Raw genomic sequence first — 24,585 nt, forward strand, 5'->3', positions numbered from 1 at the left:
TAATAAATTTGAGCGCACTGTTTTAAAGATTAAATTTTAAATTGCTTTTAAACAGCATAGGAGTTAAATGATATGATATATATTATTTTTTCTTCTATTTTTGCTGGCTTTATATTAGGATTTTTAGTAAGAGTTTTTTTAGGTAGATTGTCTTTATTGGATTTAGAAAAAAATCTGAAAAAAGTAAGAGTAGAATCACAATTAGAGATAGAAAATGAAAGAAGGCAAATTATTGCTAATGCAAAATCTCAAATGCTTAAAGAAAAAAACCAGCAAGATAGGGATATAAGAGATCGGAAAAATGAAATTGTTAATCTAGAAAAAAGATTATTACAAAGAGAAGAAACCTTAGATAAGAGAATATCTGCTCTTGATAAACAGCAGTCCAGAGTTGATTTTAAAATTAAAGAATTTGAACAAAAAGAAAAAGTAATAAGAGAAAAAGAGGCCGATCTTGTTAAAAGATTGGAAAATATTTCTGGTCTTACAAGAGAAGACGCAAGAAAAATTGTAATTGAAAAAGTTGAACATGAGTCTAAAAGAGATGCTCAAGTTATTATTAATAAAAGTGAACAGGAAGCTCAGCTATTAGCAGATAAGGTTGCAAAAGATATTTTAGTGTCTACCATGCAGCGTATTGTTACAGAGGTAAGTTCTGAGTTTACAGTGGCTTCTGTTGAACTACCTAATGATGAGATGAAGGGTAGAATTATAGGTAAAGAAGGGCGTAATATTAGGGCTCTTGAGACTTTAATAGGAGCAGATATCATTATTGATGATACGCCTGAAGCTGTTGTTATATCTTGCTTTGATCCAATAAGAAAAGAGCTTGCTAAGAGGACTTTAGAAAGACTTGTTACAGATGGCAGAATTCATCCTGCTAGGATTGAAGAAGTTGTGTATAATGTTACCAACGAAATAAATAGCATTATCCAAGAAGAAGGTGAGAAGGTAGTTTTTGACCTTAATATACATGGGCTTGATAAGAGACTTATTAGAGGTTTGGGAAGGCTTTACTTTAGAAGTAGTTATGGTCAAAATGTTTTAAGTCATTCTAAAGAAACGGCTATAATAGGAGAAATTTTAGCTAAAGAGATGAAGTTAGATCCTGTTGTAGTAAAAAGAGCATGTCTTTTGCATGATATTGGTAAAGGGATGGAAAGTATTTCTGATAATAGCGAGGGACACGCTATTACTGGTGCTGAACTTGCTCAAAGTTGCGGAGAGAGCGAGATTGTTGTTAATGCAATTGCTGCACATCATAATGAGGTTAAACCAGAGAGTCTTGAAGCCATTGTAGTTCAAATAGCAGATGCTATCTCTGCATCTCGTCCTGGAGCAAGACGGGAAAGTTTAAATAACTATATAAATAGACTTAAAAGACTTGAAGACATTGCTTATAGTTTTGAGGGTGTTCAAAAATGTTATGCTATTCAAGCTGGTCGTGAAGTTAGAATTATTGTTGACAATGCTGTGATTAATGATGAAAAATCAATTTTACTTGCAAGAGATATTGCTAAGAAGATAGAAGCTGAAATGAGATATCCTGGGAAAATTAAAGTTACAATTATTCGCGAAACCAGAGTTATTGAATATGCAAGATAGCACTATTAAAACTTTGATAATTGGGGATATAATAGGCGAGAGTGGATTAAAAAAAGTTTTTTTTAATCTTAAAAACATTAAGAACAAATATAGAATAGATTTGGTAATTGCTAATGGAGAAAATTCTTCAAAAGGCTTTGGAATAACCCCAGAAATAGCAAATAATCTTTTTAGATCGGGTGTTAATGTCATTACTACTGGCAATCATGTGTATTCTAATTGCAAAATAAATGATTACCTAAATAAGCAAACATATATCTTAAGACCAAATAATTTTTCAAATTTGTTAGATGGGCATGGCTATTGTTTTTTAACTATTAAGGATGAAAAGGTTGCTGTTGTTAATGTTCAAGGGGTTTTAAATATGAATTTTATTGTTAAGAATCCTTTTGATAATACAAAAAAATTGGTTAATATGCTTAGTAATAAGACCAGAACCATTTTTGTAGATTTTCATGCTGAGAGCAATTATGAAAAGGAAAGTTTTGGATATTTTTTAAATGGTTTTGTAACAGGTGTGGTTGGCACTCATACTCATGTTATGACTCAAGATGAAAGAATATTGTCAAAAGGGACAGCCTATATTAGTGATATTGGGATGACAGGTGGATTAAATTCTGTAATAGGATTTAATCCCGATATTTCTCTTAAAGGCTTGCTTGAATATGCCTCTTTAAGAGCCGAAGTTGTAGAAGATGACATAATTTTACAAGGAGTTATTATTACTTCTAATTTAAAGACAGGCCGTGCTTTAAAAATTGAAAGGATTCAGAAATAATTTATTAAATATACTTTGCAAAAGGTATCCAGAAAAAACACGAGAAGAATTAATGATCTTAATTCTAAAAGGGAATATATATGTAAATTCTCATAAAGAAAAAAATCCTAAAATGTTAATAAACAAAACAAGTAAAATAGATTTAGTTGAGGATGATTGTCAAACATTTGTATCAAGGGGAGGATACAAGCTTTTAGAGGCTCTTAAAGATTTTGAGATTGAAGTTAAAAATAAAATTTGTGTTGATGTTGGCTCTTCAACTGGCGGTTTTACCGATTGTTTGTTGCAGTGTGGGGCTAATTTTGTTTATTCAATTGATGTAGGCATTAATCAACTTTCTTATAAATTAAGAATTGATCCAAGAGTTAAAGTTTTAGAGAGAACTAATATTTTTGATGTTACAGAATTTAAGATTGTTCCCAATTTTGCCGTTGTAGATGTTTCTTTTAGATCATCAATAAGTATATGTGTAAATTTAATAGATAAACTTTTTGATAATTTTATTATAGTTTTGATTAAGCCCCAGTTTGAGTTTAAAGGTTTAAATTTAGATATTAAAAATTTTAATGGTGTTGTGAATGGCAAGTATTTAAAAATAATTTTGCAAAGTGTAATTGAAAAATTCTATAAAAATAAATTACAAGTTAAAAATATATTAAAGTTAAAAACCAAAGGCAAGAAAGGTAATCAAGAATTCATGTTTTTAGTTGTTAAGTCAAGTGTTTTAAATATTGCAAGTTCTATGCAATTGCTTAGCAATATTGAATTTTAATATTTGTCTAAAGTCTTTTTATTTAATATTCCTGAGAAATTCAAATTTAATTCTTCAAGTATTATTGGATTATTTTCTATTGTTAAAATTATTCCATTAATTCCTTTAATTTCAAGACATGTTAAAGTTATTTGGGCGATTTGATTAATTATTCCTTCAATTCCGAAACTATTTTCATAAAATTCTTTAGATAAGTTTATTTTGGCAATTCCTTCGCTTAGGCTTAAATTTAAAAGCTTAGTTTTTATAGGGATTAAGCTTAAAAAATTATTTTTTAGCTCGTATTCATTTGGCCCTTTGATTAAAGATTTTAGTGTTTCTTCAAGAATATTTTTATCGTAATATATAGCTCTTTTTACAGTTTGTCTTAAAAAATAACCTTCTGGGGTTACTTTTATAAAATAAAGTTTAATAAATTTTTTGTTTTTAAGGTTGTTATTTCTTTGGTTTTGCTTGAGTTCTTCTTCAAGTTTTTTTATTTCTGGTGGTTGGATTAAAAACCTTTCATTTTTAAGTATTTTTATATTTGTATTTTTATTGGTAGTTTTTTTGGCTTCAATTAATTTATTGTCTTGTGTCTGGCTTGATTCGAATAAACCGCTATCATAATTTTTTTCTTTAAAAATATGCATAATAAGTGAATTTTTGATTATTAATAGCACACTAATTATTGTTAAAACAATAGCAATTAAAATTAAAAATATATCTGATTTGGTTGAGCTTGATTTTTTTTTTCTTTTCAATATAAACACTCACGTGTAATTGGCATAAATATTAATATTTGCTATTATAATGGAAATATCGGAATAAATAAAGAGGTGTATTTGCTTTGCTTAGTTATAAAAAGGTTCTTATTGTTGGTAGACCAAATGTTGGTAAATCTGCTTTATTTAATCGAATTTTAGATACAAAAAGAAGTATTACTGAGAGTACTTACGGTGTTACTAGGGATTTGGTTGAAGAGGTTTGTAAGATTGATTCTTTTAATTTTAAATTAATTGATACTGGTGGGTTTACGATCTTAAAAGATGAGATTAGTAAAATTGTTGTGCAAAAAGTTTTAAGTTCTTTAGAAAAAGTTGATTTAATTTTATTGGTTTTAGATATTAATGAAATTTTACTTGAAGATTATCAAATTATTGAAATACTGAGAAAATATAGTAGTAAGGTGGTTTTGGTTTTAAACAAAGTAGATACTAAAGATAAGGAATGTTTAGCCTATGAATTTCATAATCTAGGGTTCAAGCGATATTTTCTAGTTAGCGCAGCTCATGGCAGAGGCATTACTCAGCTTAGAGATTTTTTAAAAGTAGAAGTTGGTGAAGCTAATATTGAGGGTGGAGTTGATATTAAGGTTGGGATTATAGGTAAGCCCAATTCAGGCAAATCTACCCTTATTAATTATTTATCTGGAAATGAAATTGCAATTGTTTCGGATCAACCTGGTACTACTAGAGATTTTATTAAAACTAAGTTTACTAGAAATGGGAAAGTTTTTGAGGTTATTGATACAGCTGGAATAAGGCGAAGGGCAAGAGTAAATGAAATTGTTGAATATTATTCTGTTAGTAGGGCATTAAAAGTAATTGACATGGTAGATATTGTTTTTTTGTTGATTGATGTTAAAGAAGAATTAACTTCTCAGGATAAAAAAATTGCTCATTATGCTACTAAAAAAGGGAAAGGAATTATTATTGTGTTTAGTAAATGGGATCTTGTGGAGCAATCCAAAGGTTATTTTGAAGCCTTAAAGAGTCGCGTGAAGTTTTTTTTCCCTATTTTAAATTTTGCCCCAATATTTAGAATTTCTGTTCATAAAAAAATAGGTCTAGATTCTCTTTTTAAAGAATCTTTTAAGTTAAAAGCGCAGCTTGAGCTTAAAACCAGCACTCCAGATCTAAATAAAATGTTAAATTTATGGATAAAAGATTATCATTTAAATATTTCTCATAAAATCAAATATATTACACAAGTTAGCACTAACCCCGTTAAATTTATTCTTTTTGCAAATAAAATAAAGAATTTTCCAAATTCTTATTATAATTATTTAGTAAATAATTTGCGTAAAATTGGATATAAAAATATTCCAATTTTAGTAGAATTAAAGGAAAAAATAAGAGATTTAAAGTGAGATATATATTTTTATTTTTAATATTTAAGAGTCTAAATCTTTTTTCGCTTGAGAGTTTTTTTTATGATTTTGATGTAAGAACCAAGTATTCAAAATATTTTAATTCAAGCTATGTGCAAAAAAAAATAAGTCCAGTAAAACATTTTATTACACAAGATTATTACATTGAAGTTTCAAGTGAAGTTTCTTCTGAGTATGTTTATTATTCTTTTTTTAATAAAAAAAAGAATGTGAGTTATATTTTTCCAGGGTCTTATGTGATTAAAGTGGGTAAAGATGGCATTGAACAGATAAAAATATTTTTTATAAACAGAGGGGATACGTTTATTAGAATAAAGTCTGCAAAATTTTCTTCTAATGCTGATTTTTATTTAGTAAATACTTTGATTTATAAAGACGTTAAATTGCCTTTTAAGATTGAAGACATTGCAGTAATTTCTCTTGCTAATATAATAAATTATATTAGTAGAGTTATTGATTTTAGATATTTTATTCCTGAATATTTTGATATTTATAAAGATATTTCTAATATGGCAATTAGTTTAAGGAAGTCTCTTGCGTCTTTTCCTATTGCTGAGATTGTTGATGGTGCAATGGATGAGTATGGCAAAATGGTGCATATAGAAACTGGGTTATTGCAAAAAGATCCAGTGGGGTTTAATTGCTCGGGATTTGTTAAATGGGTGGCGGATTCGATTTATAAATCAATGACAGGACGACTTTTAAAAATTGATGACCTTAAGCTTAGACATATTGGTGTTAGAGGCAGTGGTTTTACTAGGAGTCAAGAATTTAATAAGGATCCTTTTTTTGGTCTTGATTGGATTCGTAATATTGCTTATAGGATAAATAATATTAATGTAGATTTAAATTTATCTAAAATCAAGGAAAATGATGTCAATAATATTAAGTTTTTTGATTATGTGAACAATCGTGGTTATAAAATTGAAAATTTAGAGTTTTTATTATATAGTCTAGCTTTAGATGAGCCTGGGTATATTTATTTAGGATCTATTAGCACGGGTGTTAACAATTTATCAAGTATGGTGCTTCATAAACATGTTGTTTTATTTCTTCCATTTCTTGATGAAAATAGGATTTTTAGGGTTTCTGTTAGCGAGGTTAATGCTGAAACTTCAATCAAATCTCTCCAGAAAAGATATCCAAAATCTTATATTCATTTAGTTAGAGTCAAGGTTCCTGAAAATTTATCAATAGTACCTATGCCTATAAAGGCAAATAATCAATCATCATGATTAAAGCTGTAGTATTTGATTTAGATGGCACCTTGTATCCTGAGGCGGCTAGAAATAAACTAATGTTTTTTGAATTTTTAACTAATGTTAAGTTTTTTTTAGCTTTTAAACAGATTAGGAAAAAAATACGAATTTTACAAAGTAATCAATTTTCACCTTCAAATAGGGATGAACTTTTTTCTCTTCAGGTTAAAATGCTTTCTGAGCATTTAAATCTTGATGAGAATCGATGTGCTTTTTTATTAAATAAAATATATTACAGTCAGATTTTTAGCGATAAGTTTAAAAAACTTAAGCCATATCTTGGAGTTCAAGATTTAATCTATTGGCTTAAATTTAAGGGAATAAAATTGGGTGTAATGTCAGACTTTCCTATTTTAGGTCGTGTCAAAAATTTATTGGGCATTCAAGACAGTTTTTGGGATATTCTTTGTTCCTCAGAAGATACTGGATATTTAAAGCCACATAAAGCACCTTTTTTAAAAGTTATTGAAGATTTAAATTTAAGTGGTAATAATATTTTGTATGTAGGGAATTCTTATGAATATGACATTTTGGGCGCTAGAAATGTTTCAATGAAAGCAGCTTTTTTTTCAAAAAAAAATATAAATTACAAAGGGATGATTGATTTTATTTTTCATGATTATAAAGACTTAAGAGAATATATACGTTTGAATATATAGAATATGGGTAAAATATTTTATGATAGATTTTGCGACTATTTTAGTTAACCTTTTTTTGGTTTCAATAGTTTTATTTGTTTATAGGCAATATGATAAGCGTTCTAGAGCATTAGATAAAATTAAAAAGTTCGTTGATCTTACAAAGGTTAATCTTGAAGATTTTATTGAAGATAAGACAAAAGAAATTAATGATCTTGCTGTTGATATGGAAGCTTATCAAAGATCTAGTATAGAAATAATAAAAAAAATTGATGAAGTTCAGCAAAAGATTAAAAATAAAAGCAATGATTTTGCAGAGGTTGAAAAAAAGATAGCTTATCATGATTCTATGCTTAAGGATCTTGATGAAATGACTTTTAAAGTTCAAGAGAATATACAAAGATTGCAAGTTGATGGGAAAATAGTAGATAAGCTTTCAAAAACTTTAAAAGGATTTAATACTCAGATTGATTCAGTTGAATCAAATTTGAATTCAGTGTTAGAAAAATTTGACAAAACTAATAAAGAAAATCTCGAATCTATTAAAATTGCTAGTTGGGAAAAGTTTGACACTAATATTAAGGACCTTGTTTTTAAAATGGATAATTTAAATAAAGAGATTAGTCTTTATGAAAAAGATTTAGCAAATATTGAAGAGAGAAAAAATGATATTTTAGTTAAGGGTAATGAGAAATTAGATTTAGAATTCAACGATTTTCTTGAAAAGGTCGAATTTAATATTGACAAATATAGTAAAGAGATTGAAAGTTCTTTTAATTTTTATGAAAACAAATATAAGTTAATAGAAGATTCTATAGAGCTTATTATGGAGAGTGTAAAGAATAAAATTAATGAAAAAGAAGATTTTATTTTAAATAGACTGAATGAAGAATTACAAAATAAATTTAAAGATATTTTTGAATATGTTGATGATCGTTCTAAGGAAATTAAAGATAAGCTTGAGGATAAATTGGTTTTGGTGGACAATGAAATTTCTTCTATGAGTTCTTCTTTTAAAGACAATGTTTATTCAAGAATTAATTCACTTGAGGAGTCAATGCGAATAGAGATGGGAAAGTATGAGGAGCAAGTTGATGATGTTTTTGATAAATTTAGATCTCAGGTTGAGTTGAATCTTAAAAATATTTATGAGGATTATGAAGATAAAATAAGTCAAGTTGATAATAACATTAGAGAAAGGGTAGAGCTTACTTTGTTAGATTTGAATTCTAAAATGGAAAGTGTTCAGGTAGGTGCTATTGATTTAATAAAGAGGCTTGAAGATGATTCTAATGGAATATATCTTGAATTTAAAGATAAGTTTGAAGCAGATATTGAAGTATTTAGTGAAAGTTTTAAGGGTGATATTAATCAACTTAAAATGCAGTTAGAATCTCAACTCTTAGATGTTGATTCAAATATTCAGGGTAAGCTTATTAAACTTAATGATAATTTGATTTCTAATTTTGAAGAAATTAATGGTAAGTTTAATAATAATTATTCAAATTTAAGTGATAGTATAAATGCCAAGTACAAGTCTCTTTTTGAATCTTTGGATTCTAGTAGTTCTAAATTTGAAAATCAAATGGAATCCCAATATAAGAGTTTTACAGATAAATTAACAGCAGAAATGGATGAATTTTCTTTAATTTATGGTGAAAAATTTGATACACTCTCTCAAGATGCAACCAATAATTATCAAGAATTTCAAGATTTAAACAAAAAATTAGAAGATGAAGTTGGATCTTTTTATAATATTTTTGAAAAAACCCAGGAAACTTTAAAAGAAGATTTTAATGCTAGTTTAATTAACATTAAAGATGAAATTGGTAAAAATATAGTAGAGTTTAAGGATAGTTATTACAATGAAGTAAATGTTTTTGTTACTCAACTAGAAGAAAGTAAGCTTCAATATTTAAAGTGGCAAGATGAAATGGATTCTAATTTAAAAAATATTGAATCTCAAATAAATAAAACAAACGAAGAATTTTTAAGCTTAATTCAGATTCAAAAAGACAAAGGAATAGAGCTTAGTGAGAGCGTTTTTAATGATCTTTCGGATCATATTCAAAAAAAAGCTATTGATATGCATGGCAGTTGGAAAGATGAGCTTATTGCTTTAAATAAATCTTTGCTTGATATTAAGATTTCTAGTGAAGAGCTACTTTCATCTGCTACTTTAAAAATAGAAAATTTAGAAAAAGATGTTAACGATAGAATGGAATATGTTTTATTAAAAACAGGCGATATTGAGAGTTTGGTAATAGAAAAATACAAAGAATTAAAAGATATGTCATATTCACAAAGTGATGAGGCTATATTGGGAATTAAAGAATTTATTGATAGGCAAACAGAAATAATTAAAGATAAAAGTGTATTTATGCTTGAAGATTTGAGCAAAAAATTTGATGATAAGAATAATTTTGTTATAAGCAAGATTGAAGAATGTGATTATAAATTAAAAGATTTCAAAATTGAATCAGAAGATATTTTAAATAATTTTAAATCTGATCTTAATGAATTTGTTGAGTCAAAACTACAAATTGTCTCTAATATAAAATCGGACAATCAAAAGCAAATTGATGATTTTTTAGATAGAATTTCTAAGGATATTTTAAACAAGAAGGATTCAATTAACAATGAAGTAGATAGCAAGCTTAGTGATTGGCAAAGTAAATTAAACGAAATAACTGTTAAAATTGAAAATTTGTTGTCTTCAGGTAAAGTTGATCTGGATTTAATAGACTCTGAGGTGACTACAAAAATTAAAGAGCTTAAATTTTCTATAGAAAGTCTTGAGAGTTATTATCTTGAGAAAATAGATGAGTTTAGAAATCAAGGAGCTATATATTCTGATGAGCTTTTGCAAGACATAATGAACCATTTTAATAAAGAGACTAGAGAACTTGAAGAGAATTTATCAAAGAAATTTGCCTCAGTTTTAAATAATTCAGAAGAATTTGTTAAAGAGGTTGACAGTTTGTTGCAGGATAAAAGAACCGATATTGCTTCTTTTCAGGCCAATATAGATATTACTCTTGATTCTCTTAGTGTGAAGTTTAATGATATAAACAAAGAAATTAATGGAAAATATAATGAGGTGATATCTAATTATAGGGGGTATTCAGAAAATATTTCTAGTAAACTTGAAAATGAAATAATGCATGAGATTGAAAATCTAAATAGAAGATTGACAGATAGAATAGATAGTCTTGGCAAAGGCATGGATGAAAATCTTCAAAAACTTAAGGAATCTTTTGATGTATCAAAATATCAAGTTGAAAAATTTGAATTGAAAGTTAAAGATTTAACGGATGATGGAGAGGCAAAAATTAACGATCTTGTTAAAGAGATTGAACAGTATTATAAATCTAGATTAGAAGAAGCAATTGATTATAGAAGAACGATTGATAGTGATATTATGCAAGCAAAAGAGAGATTTGGAGAGATAACAAATGAGCTTAAAAATAATATTGAGAGTAAAGCCGAGTTTTTAAACGATCTTTATAAGGAAAGGTTTAAACTTATTGAGAGTAATTTTGAAGAGAGATATTCTACATTTTTAATTGAAAGCGAGGGGGCTATTTCAAAAATTAGAGATGAAATCTATAAAACACTTACAAGCAATGATGAAAATTTGCAAATTAAGATTTCTGAAATGGATCATAATTTTGAGATAATAGAGCAAAGATCAAAAGATATTTTAGATTTTGAAAAAGAATTGCAAGATAAAATTAAAGATTGTTACGGTGTTATAAATTCTCAATTTGGAGATATTAAGGCAAGCTTTGAAGAGAATATAAAGAATCATTTTGAGGTTTGTATGAAAAAGGTAAACACTTTAATTGATGATGACATTGTAAAGTATGAAAATGAAATTCACAAGAGAATTGATTCTTTAAAATCGATTGAAAATACTTTTGATAGCATAGAGAAGAATTTGAATGATAAAGTGAGTGGATGTATTGATAAAATAGCCAATGATTTTAATCTTAAGTATATTGAACTTGAAGAAAGGTGTAATGAAGGGCAATTAAATTTAGAGGATAAAATTGACAACAAAATTAAAGCCATTGATAATTTAGCTTTAAGTCAATATGATGGACTTGAGAAAAAGTATGCTGATATGTACGATGAGTTTTCAGAGAAATTAAATTCTTATATTGCAACTTTAAGTGAAGACTTTAAGAGTTCAAATAAAGAGATGATCTATGAACTAGAATCTCAACTGAAAAATCTTAAAAACCTTGAATCTGATTTAAATAATGTTGAAAAGGATGTTATTAGATTAAAAGAAGAGTCTTATCACAATGTTTCATCGCACCTTAAACTATTAGAAGAAGACTTTTTTAAAGATTTGAAAATTAGAGGCGAAGAGCTTAAATATTCTTTGGAAAACTTTATTGCCTCATATAATGATAAAATTCAAAATTTGGAATATGATTTGTCTAAAAATTTGGAAAACAAAACAGAACTTATTCAAAATTTCCACTTAGATATTGAACAAAAAATGAAAGATGATAAAGAAAATTTTTATTTGGATTTTACCAAAGAATTTTCTTCTAAGAAAAAAGATATGCAGAGTGAGATAGCTTTAATGGAAACCAATATTACCGGGAAAGTAGATGAATTTGTTGATTTTGTAAACAATAAGCAAAGTATTATTGATTCTTGGTTTTTAAATATTAAAGATGATGTAAAAAATTGGCAAGAAAAATCTTATAGCACAATAGAGAAGAGAATAAATCTTGCTGAACTTGGAATTAAATCATTTGAGAATGATATTTTTAATGTAAAGATTGGTTTAGAATCTTTTAAAGATGGTTTTGAAACTAAGGCCGAAGAGATTTTTAGCAGTTTGCAAAACGAGGCTAAAAAAATTGAACAATCAGTTCAAATTGATTTTAAAAATATTGGTGAGTCATTAAATCTTAAAGTTTTAGATCTTGAAAAATTTGTTGATTTTAAAGTAGAAAAGATAGACGAAAAGGTTAATAAGAAAACCGAAGATATCTTAATTCAAGCAGAAGTGAAATTTTTAACTCAGCAAAAGGATCTTGAAGATAAAATTTTTGAGCTTAATCAGAAATTAGAGCATGAATTTACAACTTTGTCTTCTAATCTTGATAAATCAAGGCGTGAAATGGTTGATGTAATTTCTAGTGATAAAGAAAGCTTTGAAGGACAAATTGAATTAATTAATAAAAATATTTCAGAATTTTCTGAAAAAATTAGTTTATATAGAAGTAATATTGAGACATCAATTGAGAATGAATATAATTCCTTTTCTAAATCTATAAAATCAGAATTCGGTTTACTTGAGGATGAACTTAAAAAAAGTTTAAAACATTCAACATTAGAGATTGAAACCATAAAAAATGGCTTACAGGAACAAATTGATAAATTTGAGGTTGAATTTAAGAAAAATCATAAAGAATTGTTGAAAGGAGTTGATACCAATATTTTAGAACTTGAATCTAAAATATTAAATTATGATATTCAATTTAACAAATTTGTTAGTGAGATTAAAGACAATTTAGTTGAATATAAATCTGATTTAAGAGCAGAATTTGAAGATAGTTATGATAAAATAAATTTTCAAATTGAAAATCAAATTGAGAATTTTAAAAAATTGGATGCCGAGCTTGAAAAAAATAACTTGATATTTTTGGAGGCTTATTCTCTTAAGGACAAGTTGGAAAAATTATGGGAAACTTTAAAAAATGAGATAAATCTTGCTCAGGAGTATAAAAATAATTTTGAAAACGTTAATAAAGAATTTTATAATATTCAAAAAGAAACATTGGGTATTATTGAAACTTTTAATGAGTTAAAGTTAGAACAAGAATCAATTAAATCTATTAAGAATGATTTTAATAAATTTTTTGAATTTTACTCTTCATTTGATAGTAGATATAAGAGTTTAATTGAATCTTATGATGAAGTGCAAATTTATAAAGCTAAAATAAAAGAGATTGCGGAGGAGCAGAGAACTATTCTTGATAATTATGAAAGAATTAGCAATAAAGAGAGTATATTAAAGAGTACTATAGAATCTGTTGATAAAAATTTTGATTTGATAAATGAAGTGGAAAAAAGATTTAATACTTTAAGCAAAGAAAGTGCTAAGTTTCAAGACAATCTCAAGGATATGGAAAATATTGTTTCAAATCTCTTATTAAACAAAGGGTTGTCTGAAGAAGTGTTGATTAATGCTCAAAATTTAAAGGAAATGTTGTTAGATATTGAAAATAGGTTAAAAAATACTTTGACTATGAGAGAGAAGGTGGTGAAATCTGAGACAAGGTTGGAGAATTTAAATACTGCAGCAGAAGAGAGAATAAAAACCCTTGGTATTCTTGTCAAAACCGATTCTAAATATCAAGATAATGTTGGTCTTAATAATGAAACTGTTAGAAATTCTGTAATAAAATTAATGAGGCAGGGATGGAGTGCTGAAGAAATTTCTAGAGCTACCAAATTGTCTATTGGGGAAGTTGAGCTTATTTTAGAGCTTGGTATAAGCAATAAAGGTGATTAAAGGTTATATTTATGAAGGCGGATTTAAATTTAATAAAAACATTGCATCCTCTTGAGATGAAAGTAATTGCAAACAATAAAGAAGGGGATGATATTTCTGCTTCAATTATTATTGAAAAGTTGGGGTTTAATGAAGGTCAGGCAAATAAAACAATTGAATGGTTAAATTCTAAAGGAATTATTGAAGAGATTTATAGAAAATTAAATGTATTTTATAAAGCAACAGAAAAGGGTCTTTGCGCTTTAAGAGATGGATTTGTTGAGGAAAAAATAATAAATCTAGTATCTCAAAAGGAAGTTTTGGCTTCAAATTTAGCCTTAGAGCTTGATATTGATATTAAAGAAGTGAGAAAAGCTTTTGGTAATTTATTAAAAGAGGGTATTCTTTCTCTTAATTTAAACAAACAGATTGTTATAAATTGTTTAGACGGAATAGAGGCCAATTATCAAAAAATACGTGTTTTATTGGAAAGAGCAAAAAGTAGCGATCTTCTTAGAGAAAGTTTGACAACCGAAGATCTTTTATTAATATCAAATTTTGCTAAGAAAAAAGGAGCAGATTCTGTATTTTTTAAAATAATAGAAAAACTCGATTTAAAATTTAGATTATCTAGTTTTGGATTGGAAGTTAAAAATTTTTTAATGAAAAGTAAATTAATTGGGGATGAAATTACAAAGCTTACTCCTGAAATTTTAAAAAATAAAACATATGAGAATAAAAAATTTAGAGCTTACAATATTCATGTTCCATCAGCTAAAACTTTTATTGGGCGTGCTAATTCTTATTTAGATTATATTTCTAAAATTAAAGACAAATTAGTAGGGCTTGGTTTTCAAGAGTTTGATGGGCCTTTAGTAGAAACAGAATTTTTTAACAACGATGCTCTTTTTATGCCCCAATTTCATCCTTCTCGTGATATTAAGGATGTTTATTACATTTCAGATCCTAGTATGCAAGAATCTTTACCCGAACCTTATTTTTCTAATGTAAAATTAGCCCACGAAACAGGATATGCAACAGGTTCAAGGGGTTGGAGGTATAGTTTTAGCGAAGATCTTTCTAAGAGATTGGTTTTAAGAACCCATGGTACTGTTCTTTCTGCAAAACAATTAATTAATGCCAAAAGTCCAAGTAGATATTTTGGAGTTATTAGATGTTTTAGGTATGATCAGGTAGATGCAACTCACGGAGTAGATTTTTATCAAACTGAGGGGATTGTTATTGAAGATGGTGTTAACATTAAAACTTTGCTGGGCCTTCTTGAAATTTTTGCCAAAGAGCTTGCGGGTGCTACAGAAGTTAAATATGTTCCCGCATATTTTCCCTTTACTGAACCTTCTATTGAAATACATGTAAAACATCCTGTTCTTGGTTGGTTTGAACTTGGAGGAAGTGGAATTTTTAGGCCAGAAGTTACAAGACCTTTGGGCATTGATATACCTGTTATTGCTTGGGGGATTGGAATAGATAGAATGGCTTTAATGCACTTAGGTCTAAATGATTTGAGAGATCTATTTACTTATGATATTGGTGATGTTATTTTAAGACGAGGAAAGATAGATGCCAAAGGTAGAAATTTATAAAAATCTTTTTTTAGATAAAATAGGAAAAAATTTTACAAATTTAGAGATTTCAGAATTACTTGAACCGTTTAAAGCGGAATTTGATGGGTTTGATGAAAGTTCGGGGAAAATCAAAATAGAATTTAATGATACAAATAGGCCAGATTTGTGGTCTTATTTAGGGCTTGCTCGTCAGATAAGAACGTATTTTTTTGAAGAAATGCCCTATTATGATTTTTTTTCAAAAAGGGAAGACTTTAAAAAGTTTTATGGTGAAATTTTGGTGGATGGCGAAATATCTCAAATCAGGCCTTTTATTTTTGGATTTTTAGCAAAAGGCTTGATTGTTGATGATAGAATGCTTGAGACATTAATTCAATTTCAAGAAAAACTTTGTCAAAATTATGGACAAAAGAGAAGAAGAATTGCAATGGGGATGTATAATTCTAATTTTATTAAATTCCCAATAAGTTATGTTGCTTCATCTCCTAATCATAAATTTGTTCCTTTAGGAATGGATTGTGAGCTATCTCTTTTAGAAATAAATGAAAAGCATCCCAAAGGATTGGAATATTCACATATTATTAAAAATTTTGATAAATATCCGTTATTATTAGATGATGATAATAATGTAGTCTCTTATCCTCCAATAATTAATTCTAACAATATTGGATCTTTAAAGGTTGGTGATACTGATTTATTTGTTGAGGTTACGGGAATTGATTTTGAAGCAACTTTGTTAGCGTTATCCATAGCAGCCTGTGATTTTTATGATATGGGTTTTGAAATTTTGCCAGTAAAAACTGTGTTTAGAGAGCCTTTTGTTTTAGATTTTAAAGAATTAGTATGTCCTTATTATTTTCAAGAAGAAGTGGAGTTTGATGTTAAAAACATTAATAGACTGCTTGGAAGTAATTTAACATTAGAGCGTATTTGCCTTAATTTAAAAAAAATGGGAGTAAATTCTTATTCTAGAGATTTGAAAAACTATATTATTCCACCTTTTTATAGAAATGACTTTCTTCATGAGGTTGATGTAATTGAAGATGTAATGATAGGGGAAGGTCTTTTAAGTTTTAATCCAGAGCTTCCTAAGGCTTTTGCAGTGGGAAGGCTTAGTCCTTTGGAAGAGTTTTCAAGAAATGTTAGAAATTTAATGGTGGGTATGGGATTTCAAGAGATGATTTATAATTATATGGGCTCTAAGAAAGATTTTATTGACAGAATGAATATTAATGATCAAAATTTTTTAAAAGTATCTAATCCAATCACAGAAAATTATGAATATGTTAGAGCATCAATAATTCCCAATTTATTAAAATCAGAAAGCGTTAGTTCTAATTTTCCTTATCCACATAAAATTTTTGAAATTGGCAAGGTAGCTTTAAAGAATTTGGATACTATTGAAGGAACAAGTACTTTTACGAATTTAGCTTTTTTAATGTCTGGCAAGGAAATTTCTTTTAATGAAATTAATTCAATTGTTGCAACGCTTTTTTATTATTTAAATATTGAGATTAATTTAATAGAATCAAAAACCGCTTTTTATATTAATGGTAGGGGAGCAGATATTTTGATTGGAGGCTTTAATATAGGTAATTTTGGCGAAATTTCACCTTATGTTTTAAATAATTTTGGCATTTTTATTCCATGTTCTGTTTTTGAGGTTAATATTAGTAAACTTATGAGTTGATCTTAAGTGTTGAATATTAGTTTTAGCAACGTTAAGATTAATATTCAAATTTTTAAGAGAGGCTTGAATTTTAGATATGTTAGAATTTGAAACTATTGATGTAAATCTGCCCAAAAAGGAGAATTTATCTCAAAAAGAGGTAGAAACTATTGAAGATGTAATAATTGTAGGATCTGGCCCGGCTGGACTAACGGCTGGGATTTATTCTGTTATGAGCAATTATAAGACTGCTATTTTAGAAGGTCCTGAACCTGGGGGACAGCTTACCACAACCACAGAAGTTTATAATTATCCTGGCTTTAAAAATGGAATAAGTGGTAGAGATTTGATGTTAAATATGAGAGAGCAAGCAGTAAATCTTGGAGCTAAAGCTTTTCTTGAAACTGTTTTTTCTATAAAAAGGGAGAATAATATTTTCTATCTTTATACAGAAAATTATATTTATAAAAGTAAGGCTGTTATTATTGCCGTGGGATCAAAACCCAAAAAACTTGAAACTCTTAAAAATTCGGATGTATTTTGGAATAAGGGTATTTCGGTTTGTGCTATTTGTGATGGACATCTTTTTAAAGGGAAAAGGGTTGCAGTAATTGGTGGAGGTAACACCGCCCTTTCAGAATCAATTTATTTAAGCAAATTGGTGGACAAGGTGTATCTTATTGTAAGAAAAGACAATCTTAGAGCTATTGCTATGTTAAGAGATAGTGTTGCGAAGTTGCCTAATATTGAGATTTTGTATAATTCAGAGGCCATAGAAGTAGATGGTAAATCTTCTGTTTCTTCAGTTAAGATTTTTGATAAAAAAAGTAATGTTTTTTATGAATTGGAAGTTAGTGCTGTATTTATGGCTGTTGGTTATAAGCCAAATACAGAATTTTTAAAGGGATTTTTGAATTTGGATGAAGAAGGATTTATTGTTACTAAAGATGTTGTTAAAACAAGTGTTGATGGTGTTTTTTCTTGTGGAGACGTTAGTAATAAAGTTTATGCTCAAGCCATTACCGCTGCTGCTGAAGGGTTTATTGCATCTGTTGAGTTGGGAAATTTTTTAAAATAGTTTTTATTAAGATGTTTTTGAGGTTTTTTAAGTGAAGTTTTTATTTAGTTTAATGCTTTAGAGCAGATTTAATTGCCTTTTAATTTCAAAGATTAAAATTCCTGTAGATACAGAAACATTAAGTGAGTCTATTTTTCCGCTAGTTGGGATTCTTATTAAAAAATCTGAATTTTCTTTTATTAGTTTGTGTACACCCTTTCCTTCATTTCCTAAAATAAGTGCAATTTTTTTGTCGTTTATTTTGATTTTGTTTATATCTTGTCCTTTAATATCACCGGTGTATATCCAAAAGCCAGAGTTTTTTAAAAGATTTATTGTGTTGTTTATGTTTGTCACTGTTATTTTTTTTACATATTGACTTGCACCAGAGCTGGTGCGCAAAACTGTCGAATTGTCTTTTGCGCTACGTTTTTGAGTAGTAATTACAAGATCTATACTAAACTGTTCTGCTGTTCTAAGGATTGCTCCAAAGTTTTGGGGATCTTCTACCTCATCTAGAAGTAAAATGAAAGCATTTTCTTTTTTTTTAAATGTTTCTAGTAAGTTTTCGAAATTTTTGGTTTGTGTTTTTGCATTTTTATTTTTTTCAGGTTTTAATTTTAATGCAAATCCCCTGTGGTATTTGTTTTTAAGAATTTTTTCAAGTTCATTTATACTTATTCTTATTATTTTTATATTTTGTCTTTTAGCCAGCTTTTCAATTTCCATAGTTTTTGAACTTTTTTTTGATATATAAAGTTCAAATCCTTTATTATTTTTTATGCTTTCAATTATTGAATTGGCATGAGTTATATACATATTATACTTTGAGTAAATTTATTTCATCACCATCTTTTAATTCTTTACTTAAGTTTTCAAAAAGTTTAATAGCATTAGAATTTAAATTTTTAGGTGTTTTTATTTTAGTGATTAATATTAAATTTCCAAATTTTTCTGTTTGAAGAATTGGCATTCCTGCGTTTTTAATTAAAATTTGTTCTTCATTGTCTATTCCTTTTGGAATTTGTATTTTAATCTCTTTTGAAGCGATTGTTTTTATTTTTACTTCTTTTCCAAGGGCTGCTTGAGTAAAGCTTATTGGAAGCATTGCATAAAGATCTTTACCATTTCTTTTAAATATTTTATGAGATCTTATCAATATTTTTACATAAAGATCGCCGTATTCTTGATTGTCCGGATTAACATTTCCCTTGCCTTTCATTTTTATTTGTTGGTTATTATCAATGCCTGGGGGAATGTTTAATTGAATAGTTTCTTGTTTTGCAAGGCCCCCTTTTCCCTTACAAGATTTACAAGGGTTTGATATTATTTTGCCCTCTCCGTAACATTTAGAACATGTTGTTGTAACTCTGAAAAATCCTCCGCCTTGTACCACTCTTCCGCTGCCGTTACACATGTTGCATATTGAAGGACTTGTGCCTTTTTCGGATTTTTTCCCTAAACAAGAATCGCAAAGCATTTGTCTTGTTATGTTTATATTATTTTTGTACCCAAAGTATGCATTTTCAAGAGATATTTCTATATTATATCCTAAGTCTTCACCTTTTGCATGTTTTCTATTTCTTTCTTGCCCTTTGTTTCCAGTGAAAAATGAATCAAAAATATCGCCAAAATCTTCAAAGATGTCTGAAAATCCACTAAATCCTCCTGAAAATCCTTCAAATCCTCCTCCTTCAAAAGCAGAATGTCCAAATCTGTCGTATTTAGCTTTTTTATTGTCATCTATTAAAACTTCGTAAGCTTGAGTGGCTTCTTTAAAGATAGAGGCAGCCTCTTCATTCCCTTGATTTCTGTCTGGGTGATATTTAATTGCTATTTTTCTATATGCTTTTTTTATCTCATCTTTTGAGGCTCCTTTTGAGAGCCCCAAAATTTCATAATAATCTTTTTTCACTATTTTTTATCCTCGTCAACAACTTCGTAATCAGCCTCTTTACCCTCTTCGCTTGTATTACTTTGGTGGTCATTTTCTTGTTGGCTGCTTGCATTTTGCTGGGAAGAATCTTTATACATCATCTCAGCTATTTTGTAAGAAGCTTTTTGAAGTTCTTCTGTTCTAGATTTTATAAGTGAAATGTCTTCTTTTTCAAGACTTTCTTTTAATTCTTTTATTTTACTTTCAATAGCTTCTTTGTCTTCGCTTGAAATTTTTTCAGAATATTCTTTTAATGATTTTTCTGTTTGATAAATTAAAGAATTAGCTTTATTTTTTGCTTCAATATTTTCTTTTAATTTTTTATCTTCTTCCGCATGAGCTTCTGCATCTTTTACCATTCGATCTATTTCTGATTCAGATAGCCCTGATGATGATTCAATTCTAATTTTTTGTTCTTTTCCTGTTCCCATATCTTTTGCAGACACATGCACTATTCCATTAGCATCAATGTCAAAGCTAACTTCAATTTGAGGCACCCCTCTTGGCGCTGCTGGTATTCCATCAAGTATAAAATTACCAAGTATTCTGTTTTGTGCTGCCATTTCACGCTCACCTTGAAGGACTTTAATATCAACAGAGGTTTGATTGTCTGCAGCTGTTGAGAATACTTGACTTTTTTTTGTAGGAATTGTGGTGTTTCTTTCAATAAGTTTAGTCATAACACCACCTAGTGTTTCTATTCCTAGTGAGAGTGGAGTAACGTCAAGGAGTACCATGTCTTTAGTTTCTCCTGTTAAAATACCACCCTGAATAGCAGCCCCAATTGCTACAGCTTCATCTGGATTTACTCCTTTGTTAGGGTCTTGTCCAAATATATCTTTTACAATTTTTTGAATAGCAGGAATTCTTGTTGATCCCCCTACAAGTATTACTTCATTGATATCAGAAGCTTTAAGCCCCGCATCTTTAATAGCTTTAAGGCATGGTTCTTTTGTTTTTTGAACTAAATGGTCTACCATTTGTTCGAATTTTGCTCTTGTTAGAGTATGTTGCAAGTGTTTTGGACCATTTGCATCTGCTGTAATAAATGGAAGATTTATTGAAGCTTCTTGAGCGCCTGAGAGTTCTATTTTGGCCTTTTCGGCTGCCTCTTTGAGTCTTTGAAGAGCCATTTTGTCGTTTGACAAATCAATAGCGCTTTCTTTTTTGAATTCTGAAATTAAATGTTTTATTATCTCATCGTCGAAATTGTCACCACCAAGATGTGTGTCTCCGTTGGTTGACTTTACTTCAAAAACACCATCTCCGAGTTCCAATATTGAAATGTCAAATGTTCCTCCACCAAGATCGTAAACAGCAACGATTTCTTCGTGTTTTTTTTCAATTCCATAAGCAAGAGCAGCAGCAGTTGGCTCGTTAACAATTCTTTTTACTTCAAGACCCGCTATTTTACCAGCATCTTTTGTAGCTTGTCTTTGAGCATCATTAAAGTAAGCAGGAACTGTAATAACAGCCTCTGTAACTTTTTCACCTAAGTAAGCCTCTGCTGTTTCTTTCATTTTTGTAAGAGTTGCTGCTGAGATCTCAGGTGGAGACATTTGCTTTTTTATATTGGAAATGTTTACTCGCGCATCGCCATTTAGTCCTTTTTCTATTTTATAAGGAACCATTTTTATTTCGCTTGTAACCTCTTCAAATCTTCTTCCCATAAATCTTTTAATAGAATAAATTGTGTTTTCAGGGTTTGTAACCATTTGATTTTTTGCAACTTGCCCCACAAGTCTTTCGCCTTTATTTGTGTAAGCAACAATAGATGGAGTAGTTCTTCCCCCTTCTGAATTTTGTATTACAACTGGTTTTCCATGCTCCATTATAGCTACGCATGAGTTTGTTGTTCCTAGGTCAATACCTATTATTTTGCCCATATTATAAACCTCCTTTTTTCTAATTAATTTTTACTTTGAGCAACTTTAACTTTTGCTGTTCTTAATATTCTGTCGTTGTAGCAATATCCTTTTTGGTATACTTCTACTATTTCTGGATTTTTAAGGCCTTCTTTCTCTTCAATGCTTATTGCTTCATGACGACTTGGATCAAAATTTTCGCCATTTTCTCCAAATTTTTTTAAATTATATTTTTTATCAAAGATTGACAGTATTTCATTTTCAATCATACTGATTCCTGTTAATAAGTTATCAAAATCTTTGGATTTTTTTGAAGAGTTAATAGCTCGTTCTAAGTTATCAAGAAAATTAACCACATCTTTCATTATGGTTTCATTTGCAAATTTAACAAAATTGTCTTTTTCTTTTTCTAATCTTTTTCTGAAGTTTTCAAATTCTGCTTGTTTTCTTAAATACAAATCTTTAAGATTGGAGATTTCATTTTCAAGCTCAGTAATTTTTTTATCAGAATTTACTAAATTTAAGTTTTCTTTTTTTTGAGATTTTGTATTTTTGTTATCTTGTTTGTTGGGTTTTTCAGATTCGCTTTTATTTTCTTTTTTTTCCATTTTTCCTCCTTTGATAAAGCATTTTATCTTTAAAAAAAATATTTTACAAATTTTTTTATTTCTTAAAATTTAATAAAATTGATTCATTTTGATCATTTGCAAGATGTATATTTTTCTTAAGCTTTCAGTAATAGTGTTGTATTGATACATATTGTTATTTGATTAAATGATCGTGTGTATTTTTTTGTCAAAATAAAAAATTTTATTTATAAAAATATTTTTGGTAACATTTTTTTGATTTTTGTTTGTTTTTAGTACTTATATAGGCATCCTTAATATTAAGGCATTGTTAAAATGTGGGTGAGTATTGGTTTTTAGAGGTTATTAATTTTTTTATTGTAATTTAATTTATTATTGCTTATCATTTACCTATGAAAATAAGTATTGCTCAAACAAAATACAGAGCTTTAGATTTTAATAAATGTATTACTGATTTTAAAGCTAATTATGATGAAGCCTTGCTAAAAGGATCAGACGTTTTAGTTTTTCCTTCTATGTTTTTAGGCAAGACTAATTATGGTGATTTGTTTGTGCATTCTAAATATTCTCAAAATATATATAAGTTTATTGAATTTATGAAAGAACAGGTTAATGATAACACTTTAATTGTTTTTGGTCATAGTGTTTATAAGGGTGGCAAATTTGTAGATATTGTTTCTGTCATTAGCAATCATAAAGTTATTCTAACTGTGTCGCAAGGTAATTCGCCTGAGTTTTTTAGTTATAAGGACAATTTATTTGCTGTATTAAATTTTGAGGATGATTTGTTGTTTGAAGAATTAATTCCCAAATTTGGAGAGGATTTAAAAAAGGCTCAGTATTTAATAATACCGTCCAAATCTTATTTCACTAAGGAAAAGAATAATTTTAGGTTAAAATTCTTTGAAAGAGTTGCTATTGAGAATAATCTGGATGTTGTTTATTCAAATTTTTATGGGGTTGAAGATTCTGCAGTTTATGATGGGCGTAGCTTTTTTATTAATAGTTTTGGCAAGATAAAACAAGCCAAAGGATTTGAATTTGATTTTATATCTAATGATACATTTCAAAATTTAAAATTTGATACATGTAATGAGCTATTTGAAAAAATTATTTTGGCAATATCTCTTGTTTTAAGAGAATATGTTTCTTTTTCGGGATTTTTTAAAGTTCATTTGGGAGTATCTGGAGGGATTGATTCTGCTCTTGTTGCTTGTCTTGCATGTTTTGCTTTGGGCGCTGAGAATGTTGTTGGAATTTCTATGCCTAGTAAATTTTCATCAGCAAATTCTATTTCTGATGCTAAAGAGCTTTCTAGAAAATTAGGTTTTAAATTGATTGAAATGCCAATAAAAGATTTATTTGAGGTAAGCAGTAAATTTTTTGAAGGGTATTTTAATGTTAAAGGTGTTACGGGAGAAAATTTACAAGCTCGCTTAAGGGGGCTTTTATTAATGTCTTATAGTAATTCTCAAAATTCTTTGCTTTTAAATACCGGTAACAAAAGCGAGATTGCAGTTGGTTATTGTACTCTTTATGGGGATACTTGCGGAGGACTTGCTTTGATTGGAGATCTTTTTAAGACGGAGGTTTATGATCTTGTAAAGTACATCAATGCAAAGCTTGATCAATGTATTATTCCTGTTAATATTATTTTAAAGGAACCTTCGGCTGAGTTAAGGTTTGATCAAAAAGATAGTGATTCTCTTCCAAAATATGAAGTTCTTGATGTTATTTTAAATAGATATTTGATTGACAATGAATCTGTGGATTCAATTTATCTTAATTTTGAAAAAGATATAGTTGATAAAGTCTTAAATCTTTATTTTAAAAATGAATACAAAAGAAGGCAGGGAGCCCCTATAGTTAAAATTTCTAAAAAAACTTTTGGTTTTGAGCTTTCAATGCCTATTTTAAATAATATGATTTGAAATTGTGATTGGGGCTTGATTTTTTCAATTTTTGTTTTTTTAAATTTTATTAATAATATTTTTTACTGGGAAAAATTGGAAAATGGCTTTTTAAGTTTAAATTGAATTTTTGTACCTTTAAATCTATTTAATAGGCATAGCTTGCCATAGTACAGATCTGTTTTTTTATTGCTTGCTTAGTGTACTAATATTATTAATTTTTATGTTATTATAGCCCAAATAACCCAAAT

At 28.3% G+C, this 24,585-nt stretch carries 16 protein-coding genes; 11 read left to right on the forward strand and 5 right to left on the reverse strand.

Annotation, left to right across the window (positions count from 1 at the left end):
- Positions 1-72 precede the first annotated feature (72 nt).
- Genes rny through QIA46_RS02530 form a run of 3 tightly spaced genes read left to right on the forward strand, consistent with a single transcriptional unit; the run spans position 73 to position 3,155 of the window.
- Positions 73-1,605 (forward strand): ribonuclease Y, encoded by a 1,533-nt coding sequence (gene rny, locus QIA46_RS02520; RefSeq protein WP_301611686.1) that lies wholly within the window; start codon positions 73-75, stop codon positions 1,603-1,605.
- Positions 1,595-2,383: a TIGR00282 family metallophosphoesterase gene (locus QIA46_RS02525; protein WP_317268317.1), complete on the forward strand. Its 789-nt coding sequence runs from the start codon at positions 1,595-1,597 to the stop codon at positions 2,381-2,383. Before rny ends, QIA46_RS02525 begins: the two co-directional genes overlap by 11 nt.
- Positions 2,364-3,155 (forward strand): TlyA family RNA methyltransferase, encoded by a 792-nt coding sequence (locus QIA46_RS02530; protein ID WP_317268318.1) that lies wholly within the window; start codon positions 2,364-2,366, stop codon positions 3,153-3,155. The genes QIA46_RS02525 and QIA46_RS02530 overlap by 20 nt, the downstream gene beginning before the upstream one ends.
- Here QIA46_RS02530 and QIA46_RS02535 read toward each other — a convergent pair.
- The gene (locus QIA46_RS02535; RefSeq protein ID WP_317268319.1) at positions 3,152-3,898 is read right to left on the reverse strand and encodes a GerMN domain-containing protein; all 747 of its coding nucleotides are present in this window, start codon (positions 3,896-3,898) and stop codon (positions 3,152-3,154) included. The two genes, QIA46_RS02530 and QIA46_RS02535, sit on opposite strands and share 4 nt — an antisense overlap.
- A gap of 86 nt (positions 3,899-3,984) precedes the next feature.
- On the opposite strand from QIA46_RS02535, the gene der reads away from it, so the two are divergent.
- From der to trxB, 7 genes are all read left to right on the forward strand, one after another.
- Entirely contained in the window at positions 3,985-5,286 is a 1,302-nt protein-coding gene (gene der / locus QIA46_RS02540) for a ribosome biogenesis GTPase Der (protein ID WP_317268320.1), read from the forward strand.
- Positions 5,283-6,542 (forward strand): hypothetical protein, encoded by a 1,260-nt coding sequence (locus QIA46_RS02545; protein WP_317268321.1) that lies wholly within the window; start codon positions 5,283-5,285, stop codon positions 6,540-6,542. The genes der and QIA46_RS02545 overlap by 4 nt, the downstream gene beginning before the upstream one ends.
- Positions 6,539-7,225, forward strand: a complete 687-nt coding sequence (locus QIA46_RS02550) for an HAD family hydrolase (protein ID WP_317268322.1) — start codon at positions 6,539-6,541, stop codon at positions 7,223-7,225. The genes QIA46_RS02545 and QIA46_RS02550 overlap by 4 nt, the downstream gene beginning before the upstream one ends.
- 19 nt (positions 7,226-7,244) lie before the next feature.
- Positions 7,245-13,745: a SpiroCoCo family coiled-coil protein gene (locus QIA46_RS02555; RefSeq protein ID WP_317268323.1), complete on the forward strand. Its 6,501-nt coding sequence runs from the start codon at positions 7,245-7,247 to the stop codon at positions 13,743-13,745.
- Between the two features lie 11 nt (positions 13,746-13,756).
- On the forward strand, positions 13,757-15,328 hold the full coding sequence (gene pheS / locus QIA46_RS02560; protein ID WP_317268324.1) for a phenylalanine--tRNA ligase subunit alpha: 1,572 nt from the start codon (positions 13,757-13,759) through the stop codon (positions 15,326-15,328).
- Positions 15,306-17,000 (forward strand): phenylalanine--tRNA ligase subunit beta, encoded by a 1,695-nt coding sequence (gene pheT / locus QIA46_RS02565; protein ID WP_317268325.1) that lies wholly within the window; start codon positions 15,306-15,308, stop codon positions 16,998-17,000. Before pheS ends, pheT begins: the two co-directional genes overlap by 23 nt.
- 76 nt (positions 17,001-17,076) lie before the next feature.
- Positions 17,077-18,057: a thioredoxin-disulfide reductase gene (gene trxB / locus QIA46_RS02570; protein ID WP_317268326.1), complete on the forward strand. Its 981-nt coding sequence runs from the start codon at positions 17,077-17,079 to the stop codon at positions 18,055-18,057.
- A 57-nt stretch (positions 18,058-18,114) separates the two neighbouring features.
- Here trxB and rlmB read toward each other — a convergent pair whose 3' ends face one another.
- The 4 genes from rlmB to grpE are packed head-to-tail and all read right to left on the reverse strand — an operon-like array spanning position 18,115 to position 22,445.
- Entirely contained in the window at positions 18,115-18,855 is a 741-nt protein-coding gene (gene rlmB, locus QIA46_RS02575; protein WP_317268327.1) for a 23S rRNA (guanosine(2251)-2'-O)-methyltransferase RlmB, read from the reverse strand.
- 1 nt (position 18,856) lies between these two features.
- The gene (dnaJ, locus tag QIA46_RS02580) at positions 18,857-19,951 is read right to left on the reverse strand and encodes a molecular chaperone DnaJ (RefSeq protein ID WP_317268328.1); all 1,095 of its coding nucleotides are present in this window, start codon (positions 19,949-19,951) and stop codon (positions 18,857-18,859) included.
- Positions 19,951-21,858: a molecular chaperone DnaK gene (gene dnaK / locus QIA46_RS02585; protein WP_317268329.1), complete on the reverse strand. Its 1,908-nt coding sequence runs from the start codon at positions 21,856-21,858 to the stop codon at positions 19,951-19,953. Before dnaK ends, dnaJ begins: the two co-directional genes overlap by 1 nt.
- 23 nt (positions 21,859-21,881) lie before the next feature.
- Entirely contained in the window at positions 21,882-22,445 is a 564-nt protein-coding gene (gene grpE / locus QIA46_RS02590) for a nucleotide exchange factor GrpE (protein WP_317268330.1), read from the reverse strand.
- Between the two features lie 371 nt (positions 22,446-22,816).
- Here grpE and nadE point away from each other — a divergent pair, with 371 nt between their 5' ends.
- Entirely contained in the window at positions 22,817-24,355 is a 1,539-nt protein-coding gene (gene nadE, locus QIA46_RS02595) for an NAD(+) synthase (protein ID WP_317268331.1), read from the forward strand.
- Positions 24,356-24,585: the final 230 nt, after the last annotated feature.

It is taken from the genome of Borreliella carolinensis (assembly GCF_032595855.2).
Taxonomy (GTDB): domain Bacteria; phylum Spirochaetota; class Spirochaetia; order Borreliales; family Borreliaceae; genus Borreliella; species Borreliella carolinensis.